Raw genomic sequence first — 8,159 nt, 5'->3', positions numbered from 1 at the left:
GGTTATTAGCTAACTGTTCTTGTTCCTGTTGATTAAAGTGTTTTTTACTCATACGATCGCCCCCGCTGTTCACTCTAGTATACAAAAAAAGGTACCCATACACTAAACCCTTTTTTCAAAGTGTCCAGTGTATGGGTACCAGTTTAAGGAGCCCTCCTCTTTTTTATGTTTTGATTAGTCTTCAATTGTGGACAAATCGCCCGTCGGCAGGTTCAGCTCCCACGCTTTCAGCACTCGACGCATAATTTTGCCGCTTCGTGTTTTGGGAAGCTTATCCTTAAACTCAATTTCTCTTGGTGCCGCATGGGCGGATAAGCCTACTTTTACGAATTGTGAAATCTCAAGCTTCAGTTCATCCGAGGCCACATAGCCTTCGCGGAGCGCAATAAAAGCTTTAATGATTTCTCCACGCATCGGATCTGGTTTGCCGATAACCCCCGCTTCTGCTACAGCCGGATGCTCAACCAGCTTGCTCTCAACCTCAAACGGGCCTACTCTCTCGCCTGCTGTATTGATTACATCATCGATACGGCCTTGGAACCAGAAGTAGCCATCTTCGTCCATATAGGCGGAATCTCCAGAGATATACCAGCCTTTAAGATAAAAATATTCCTCATACTTAGAAGGATTATTCCATACCTTGCGCATCATGGATGGCCAAGGCACATGTATGGCTAAATTGCCCATACGATATGGAGGCACCTCATTGCCGCTATCATCGATAATAGCAGCTTTCACGCCTGGCAACGGCTTGCCCATCGATCCTGGCTTAATATCCATACTAGGATAGTTGCAAATCAATTGGCCGCCTGTCTCCGTCATCCACCATGTATCATGAATGCGTTGGCCGTAAACCTTCATTCCCCATCTTACGACCTCTGGGTTAAGCGGTTCGCCTACGCTTAGAACATGCCGCAAGCTTGTAAGATCAAACTGCTGTGATATTTCGTCACCTGCACCCATTAACATACGGAATGCCGTAGGCGCGCTATACCATACCGTAACGCCGTATTTCTGAATGACGCTATACCAATCGCTTGGACTAAAGCGTCCGCCTCGTATGACGTTTGTAGCGCCGTTAAGCCACGGTGCAAAGATTCCATAAGAAGTGCCAGTAACCCAGCCTGGATCTGCAGTACACCAATATATATCATTTTCTTTCAAATCAAGTACTATTTGACCCGTATACATATGCTGAATCATCGCATTTTGTACATGGTAGACACCTTTTGGTTTGCCGGTTGAGCCGGAAGTATAATGCAAAATGAGACCATCCTCGCGCTCCAGCCATTCAATCTCAGCCTCGTCGGACGCTGCAGCCATCTCTTCTGCAAAATCAACAATGTTCTCTTCCTTCGCTAAATCCTTGCCGAATACGATTACATGCTTTAAATTCGGCAGCTCATCTCTCTTAATTCTTTTGAGAAGAGCAGGTGTTGTAATAATAGCTGTAGCTTCGCTATCCAAAAGTCTGTCCTTTACCGCTGTCTCCATAAAGGCTTCGAATAGCGGACCAACAACCGCGCCGACCTTCAAAGCACCAAGCGCGCTAAAATAAAGCTCCGGCGTTCTCGGCATAAAGATGAAGACACGCTCTCCTTTGGAAATGCCAAGCTTGCGCAAGACGTTTGCAAAACGATTGGATTGTTTGCTCAGTTGTTCGAAGGTGTAGGATTCATCCCGTTCACTATCGCTATAGTAAAGGGCGATTTTATCGCCTTTTCCTTGCTCGACATGACGGTCAATGGCCTCATACGCCATATTTACTTTTCCAGTTGTGTACCAGCTAAATTGACTTTCGATTTGACTCCATTCAAAGGAATTAATCGCTTCTTCATAATTCGGTAAGTTCGAATTTTGCGCAGTCGCTGGAATTCGTTCTTGATGTAAGTTGATCATACTATCACTCTCCCATCAAATCTGTGTTTCTACTTTGTAAGAATACGCTTTCAAAACGAAGTCGTAACTTGAGGCAAACAAGCCGACAACAACTCGCGCATCCCATGATCTTAAACCGCCAAACTTATTATAACATAACCTTTTTCTATTCGACTACGCTTTTCATTTAGTAAAATCTTTGTTATAAAGAGTAATAGAGGATTGTGTTTAAGCAGCAATTTAACAGCAAAGGGGGGGCAGCCTTGGAACATCGAAAGCGTTTGCAGCGAGAGCAGCTCGTTTTGGACGCAAGTCGTGAACTTATTTTGGAAGGACCAGTACCGCCCGATCAGTTAGCTAACATGACGATGCACAAATCGCTGGATGCATTCCGCAGACCAAACGAGCAGCATGTTGCGCTAGTTGAAATTGCCGGCCTAGAAGAAGGAAGAATTATTTTAGCGCGTGAAGGCTCGGTTATCGTTGGATACGTAACCTTCCACTATGCGGACGAGCTTGAGCGCTGGTCAGAAGGCGGAATGACGGATTTAATCGAGCTCGGCGCGATCGAAGTTGCAGATGATTATCGCGGCCTTGGCTTAGGTAAACGAATGATTCAGCTCGCCTTCGCCGAGGAGCAATTAGAAAATATGATTGTATTTACGACAGAGTATTATTGGCATTGGGATCTTGAGGGCACGAAGCTGAATGTGTGGGATTATCGTAAAATGATGGAAAAATTAATGCAATCCGTCGGAATGATTTGGTACGCCACAGATGACCCCGAAATTTGCTCCCATCCCGCGAATTGTCTTATGGTGCGTATCGGCACAGAGGTCCCGCTAAGCTCGGTAGAACATTTTGACACGGTACGTTTTCGGCAGCGCTTTATGTATTAAGCTTTTGCTTACGATGCTGGTTTGCTTCGCAAACCTTAGTTTATGCTTACGATGCCGGTTTGCTTCGCAAACCTAAGTTACGCTTACGATGCTGGTTTGCTGCGCAAACCTAAGTTACGCTTACGATGCTGGTTTGCTGCGCAAACCTAAGTTACGCTTACGATGCTGGTTTGCTTCGCAAACCTTAAGGAGGATAGGAATGGCTTCTGACTCTATTTTCATCTATCATTCGGATACTAGCGGATATAAATTCGGTGAGGAGCATCCTTTCGATCCGCTGCGGCTTGCTCTAACGATCGATCTGCTCAAAGAAGTTGATGCTTTGTATGATGAGGATATTCAGCCTCCTGCAGTGTATTCCGAGGATGAGCTGTTGTCACTCGTCCATAGAACCGACTATTTGGACGCTGTTAAACAATTGAGTGAAGCCGAAATCGATGATAACAGCGTACTTGCACAGCAGTTTGGACTACACACAGAAGACACTCCTTATTTCCCTGGCATGCACAAGGCAGCTATGTCCATCGTCAGAGGCTCTGTGACGGCCGCTGAGCTTGTTATGACGGGTCAAGCCAAGCATGCCTACCATCTTGCCGGAGGATTGCATCATGCCTTCCCTGACCGCGCCTCAGGCTTCTGTGTTTATAATGATGCAGCAGTCGCTATTAAGCATATCCGTCAAACGTATGGGGCAAAAGTGCTTTATATTGATACGGATGTCCATCACGGGGACGGTGTTCAGTGGGTTTTCTATGACGATCCAGACGTATGCACCTATTCGATCCATGAAACGGGAAAATTTTTGTTTCCAGGTACGGGCTACGTGCACGAAAAAGGGACAGATCATGGTTTTGGCGCTTGCTTTAACGTGCCGTTAGAACCGTACACAGAGGATGAATCCTGGCTGGAGAGCTTTAATATTACGCTACGCAAAATCATTTCGGCCTTCAAACCCGATGTCATTATTAGTCAGCACGGCTGCGATGCTCATGCCTTTGACCCGCTCTCTCACATTCATTGCAGCATGCGTATATATGCCCAAATCCCTGCTATCATCCATGAATTAGCCCATACCTATACCGATGGCCGCTGGATTGCGTTAGGCGGCGGCGGTTATGATATTTTCCGCGTCGTTCCACGAGCTTGGTCTTTAGTATGGCTTACAATGATTGATCACCCTATTGCACATGCGATTGCAGCTGGTGAAGAAGCTAGGCTTCCAGACCGCTGGTTGAGTCATTGGGAATCCATTAGCCCTCACAAGCTTCCTACGCATTGGATGGACGATCCCGAAGATATTGAGCCTATGCCTAGACGAATCGAAATTACGAATAAAAACAGAATGATGCAGCAGATCGTTATTCAAGATCTGTAATCCGATTACAGCGTCATGCTCGCATAAAAAAGAACCAGTTCCGATGTTGGCATCAGAGCTGGTTCTTTGTATTTCGTTTAAATATTTTGCATGATATCATCAATAATTTGATAAGAATTGTTGGAGGCGATTACCGTAAACTCTGGAAAGTTCACATGAGCCGATCCATCCGCTTTGTCAGACATCGAACGAATAATGACAAATGGTGTATTATTCATATCGCATACTTGAGCGACTGAGGCGCCTTCCATCTCCGCGCATGCGCCTTGCAGCTTCTCGTGAAGCAGCTTGACCGACTCGCGGCTGGCAATGAATTGATCGCCCGAAAGCACTTTGCCCTGTATGCTGCGTCCTGAGAATAAACGATTGCTAGCTGCAGAAGCCAGCTCAATTAATCTCTCGTCTGCAAGAAATTCTGATCTTGGATGAAAAGGAATCGTTCCAAGAGCAAAACCTAGTGGTGTACAGTCCATATCATGCTGGACACAACTCGTCGAAACGACGATATCTCCAATGTTAAGCTGCGGATCAACTGCACCGGCAACGCCGGTGAACAGAACGCAATCAGCACCAAGATCAAGTAAAATTTGCGTGCAAACCGCAGCATTTACTTTCCCTACACCTGATTTGCAATAAATGATCGTTTTGCCATGAAGTGTGCCTTCATAATATGTAATACCTGCTTTAGTAACCTCAGACACTACGTTTACATGCTCATGCAGCAATTCAATTTCTTCAGCCATAGCGCCAATAATTCCAATTTTATTAAACGACATTTCTTTTATATTCCTCCAACCGATTGACGCACGATAATCTCATGCGGCAGCACAACTTTGGATTGATCTACATTTTCTTTCTTCATCAGCTTTGTCAGCAAACGCATCGATACCGCTCCAATATCATACATTGGCTGTGCTACAGCTGTAAGCTGTGGACGAACCATGGATGCCATACGGCTGTTATCAACACTAATGACAGATATATCATCCGGTACTCTTAAGCCGGAATCCTGAATGCTGTGAATTGCGCCAATCGCCATTTCATCCGTTGCGGAGAACACAGCTGTCGGACGCTCGTCCAGCTCAATGAAATATTTCATCGCTTCTGCGCCTGATTCATAACGGTAGTTGCCCGTACGAACTAAAGCATCATCATAAGCAATACCTGCTGCTTCAAGAGCACGCTTATAGCCTTGGAATCTTGCATAACCAATGGATGGATCTTGCAGTGTTCCGCTGATCATTGCAATTCTTCTATGTCCTTGCTCATACAAGTTTTGTACAGCATCGAACGCAGCATCCTCGTGGTTGATGTCAACAGACGGAATTTGTCCGCTCTCATCGGAAGTTGCACAAAGTACAATCGGAACATTAGCCGTCTTAAATGCTTGCAAATGCTCTTCCGTCACTGCCCCGCCCATAAATAGCAAGCCGTCTACTTGCTTCTCAAGAAGTGTATTGATAACACGGATTTCTTTATCTTTTTTCTTATCCGCGTTACACAAAATAATATTGTAATGATACATATTCGCGATATCTTCAATTCCACGTGCTACTTCAGCAAAAATAGCATTTGAAATATCAGGAATAACTACGCCCACCGTCGTTGTTTTCTTACTTGCCAAGCCCCTTGCTACGGCATTTGGACGATATCCTAGGCGCTCTATTGCTTCATATACTTTTTTGCGTGTTGCTGGTTTCACATTGGGATTATTGTTCACAACCCGAGAAACCGTAGCCATTGATACTCCTGCTTCTCTTGCTACATCATAAATGGTTACCGTCACAGTGTTTCTCTCCATTAGCTCAGATTTTATAATTACGCACGACGCATATTAACGTTATCATACGACAAAATATTTCTTTTCGCAATGTTGACGCATGTTTCACTCATCTGCACGTCTTGTAAAATCAATAATCTGAGCTTCTATGTAAGCAACGTTCGACGGCTTATTTGCTCAAGTCTCTTTTTCAAATCCAAAATCCATGCTTCATCGTTAAGCGTTTGAGCAAGCAAATACAAATCAAGTAGCTTATTGATTCTCTGCTCAACCAATCTCTCGAATCCGATGCGATCCGTCTGCTGTTTGTCTGCCTTTGCCTCTACCAGAATGCTAGCCCACTCGTTGCATTCATTAAAAAGGAATGTCTGCTTGTCTGGTTGAGCCCCCAATTGTGCTATTAAACCTGATAAATCAGGTTTAACTTCCGGAAATACTTCACTGCGATTGCAGGTTGTGCAAGAATATATAGGAACGTTATCGATCTCAACCTTCCCTGAGTAAATAACTGTGCGCAGTTTCATCTTCATGATGTCGCCACAATGACAACTCTTATGCAAAGTGGTCCACTCCTTCATAGTAGCAGCTATCGTAACAACCATAGCTTTCAGAGTAATAATGTATAAATGATTCGACTATTTTCGCACAAATTCCTGCATGCACAACCTTGTAATTTTTACTACTAAAATCACACTCAAAATTGACCACAAAATGCTAGTTATGGCGCAACTTTTCTCCACATTTTCCTTACTGGCGGCACAGCTGCAACAATCGTCCAAATCGCTGCTCCGATAAGATCATTCCGCACATCCATAACGTCCGGCATTCTGCCGCCAACAAAAGACTGATGATATTCATCTGTAATTCCATATAAACCACAAATAAGTACAATAACGACCTTCATCCAAAATCGGTCGCCCCTCTTGCCAATGCCGTAGTCTATCGTAAGTGCAAGTATGAAGTAGGAAACAAAATGGCCCCAATTAAAACCTTCCATAAAAGGGAAAAACTTTTGAAAGAAAGGGAGAAAGGTATTTATCTCATCACCTGTTCTCGAAGATAGCGCAAATATAACAGCCATCCATGCAATAGCCGGCAAAAAGCGCAGCAGCCTAACGTATGAAAATGGTTTAGAATAACTCTCCGTTTGCTTCATTGTTTCTCCTTCGTTACAATAATAGAGATCTTTACTAGATGGAGGGAAAAATATGCCGTTACAAAATAAAACCGTCATCTGCTTGCTAGACGACGAATTTGAGGATTTGGAGCTATGGTATCCCGTATATCGTGCGCGCGAAGCTGGTGCGACCGTTTTATATGCTGGACCTGAGAAAGGTAAAACACATATCGGAAAATACGGCGTGCCTGCAGTAGCTGATTTGTCATTTGATGAAGTAAATAGCGAAGACATTATCGGTTTATTGGTCCCAGGCGGCTGGGCACCTGATAAGCTTCGCCGTTATCCTAAAGTTCTCCAGCTCGTACAAGAACTGAACGCCGCTGACAAACCGATCGGCCAAATTTGTCATGCAGGCTGGGTGCTCATCTCGGCGAAAATATTGGAGGGGCGTAAAGTCACTTCAACACCTGGCATTCGAGATGACATGGAAAATGCAGGAGCGACATGGTTCGATGAGGCTGTCGTTGTTGATGGAAACCTCATTTCCGCACGCCGTCCGCCCGATCTTCCTCCTTATGCAAAAGCGTTTGTAGATGCACTAGTACAGCGAATGGGTTAACCATTCGCTGTTTTTTTGTCCAAGYGCTCCATAAAACCAGTTAGCTGCTCCAATATTTCTGTACTTGTACGGCAATAATGCAGCTGCTGAAATACCTCATGGCTTTCTTCTTGTGAAGTGAAGAGCAGCCTTTCCTTGATGGGCAAAATCGAATGTGAAGACATACTCAGTTCATCTACATCAAGGCTTAGCCAAATCGGCAGTGCTCTTAGATCTCCTGCAAGCTCGCCGCACACGCCAACCGTTATCCCGCTCCGCTTTGCCGCTTCCACCGTCATGCGCAGCATTCGAATGAGCGCTGGATGGTATGGCTCATACAAGTGCGCGATTTCCTCATTCATACGATCCACAGCTAACGTAAACTGTACCAAATCATTCGTGCCGATACTAAAGAAATCAACCTCTTCCGCGAGTAAATCAGCAATCATAACTGCGGCAGGAACTTCAATCATAATTCCGATCTTCATCCCTTTATCATAGGGATACCC

At 44.8% G+C, this 8,159-nt stretch carries 9 protein-coding genes; 3 read left to right on the top strand and 6 right to left on the bottom strand.

Annotated features, from left to right (window positions below):
• Positions 1-174: 174 nt before the first annotated feature.
• The gene (gene acsA, locus AC1DSE_RS25540; protein ID WP_076268238.1) at positions 175-1,899 is read right to left on the bottom strand and encodes an acetate--CoA ligase; all 1,725 of its coding nucleotides are present in this window, start codon (positions 1,897-1,899) and stop codon (positions 175-177) included.
• Between the two features lie 242 nt (positions 1,900-2,141).
• Here acsA and AC1DSE_RS25535 point away from each other — a divergent pair, with 242 nt between their 5' ends.
• The gene (locus AC1DSE_RS25535) at positions 2,142-2,777 is read left to right on the top strand and encodes a GNAT family N-acetyltransferase (RefSeq protein WP_339208805.1); all 636 of its coding nucleotides are present in this window, start codon (positions 2,142-2,144) and stop codon (positions 2,775-2,777) included.
• 199 nt (positions 2,778-2,976) lie between these two features.
• The gene (locus AC1DSE_RS25530) at positions 2,977-4,152 is read left to right on the top strand and encodes an acetoin utilization protein AcuC (protein WP_441909562.1); all 1,176 of its coding nucleotides are present in this window, start codon (positions 2,977-2,979) and stop codon (positions 4,150-4,152) included.
• Between the two features lie 77 nt (positions 4,153-4,229).
• On the opposite strand, the gene AC1DSE_RS25525 is transcribed toward AC1DSE_RS25530, so the two are convergent.
• The 4 genes from AC1DSE_RS25525 to AC1DSE_RS25510 form a co-directional block, all read right to left on the bottom strand.
• Entirely contained in the window at positions 4,230-4,928 is a 699-nt protein-coding gene (locus AC1DSE_RS25525) for a 5'-methylthioadenosine/adenosylhomocysteine nucleosidase (protein ID WP_477510137.1), read from the bottom strand.
• 5 nt (positions 4,929-4,933) lie between these two features.
• Positions 4,934-5,938 carry a catabolite control protein A gene (gene ccpA, locus AC1DSE_RS25520; RefSeq protein ID WP_076268234.1) on the bottom strand — a complete coding sequence of 335 codons (1,005 nt, stop codon included), beginning with the start codon at positions 5,936-5,938 and terminating at the stop codon, positions 4,934-4,936.
• Between the two features lie 140 nt (positions 5,939-6,078).
• Positions 6,079-6,462 (bottom strand): hypothetical protein, encoded by a 384-nt coding sequence (locus tag AC1DSE_RS25515; RefSeq protein ID WP_305953885.1) that lies wholly within the window; start codon positions 6,460-6,462, stop codon positions 6,079-6,081.
• Positions 6,463-6,650: 188 nt separating this feature from the next.
• Positions 6,651-7,088 carry a VanZ family protein gene (locus AC1DSE_RS25510; RefSeq protein ID WP_339208802.1) on the bottom strand — a complete coding sequence of 146 codons (438 nt, stop codon included), beginning with the start codon at positions 7,086-7,088 and terminating at the stop codon, positions 6,651-6,653.
• 52 nt (positions 7,089-7,140) lie between these two features.
• On the opposite strand from AC1DSE_RS25510, the gene AC1DSE_RS25505 reads away from it, so the two are divergent.
• Entirely contained in the window at positions 7,141-7,671 is a 531-nt protein-coding gene (locus AC1DSE_RS25505) for a type 1 glutamine amidotransferase domain-containing protein (protein WP_076268231.1), read from the top strand.
• On the opposite strand, the gene AC1DSE_RS25500 is transcribed toward AC1DSE_RS25505, so the two are convergent.
• A partial coding sequence (locus AC1DSE_RS25500) for a putative PEP-binding protein (RefSeq protein WP_477528381.1) occupies positions 7,668-8,159 on the bottom strand: 492 nt, incomplete at its 5' end. The two genes, AC1DSE_RS25505 and AC1DSE_RS25500, sit on opposite strands and share 4 nt — an antisense overlap.

This window comes from Paenibacillus sp. 01L418 (assembly GCF_056400045.1).
Note: the sequence above shows the minus strand (reverse complement) of the source record. Positions and strands in the feature narration are given on the sequence as shown.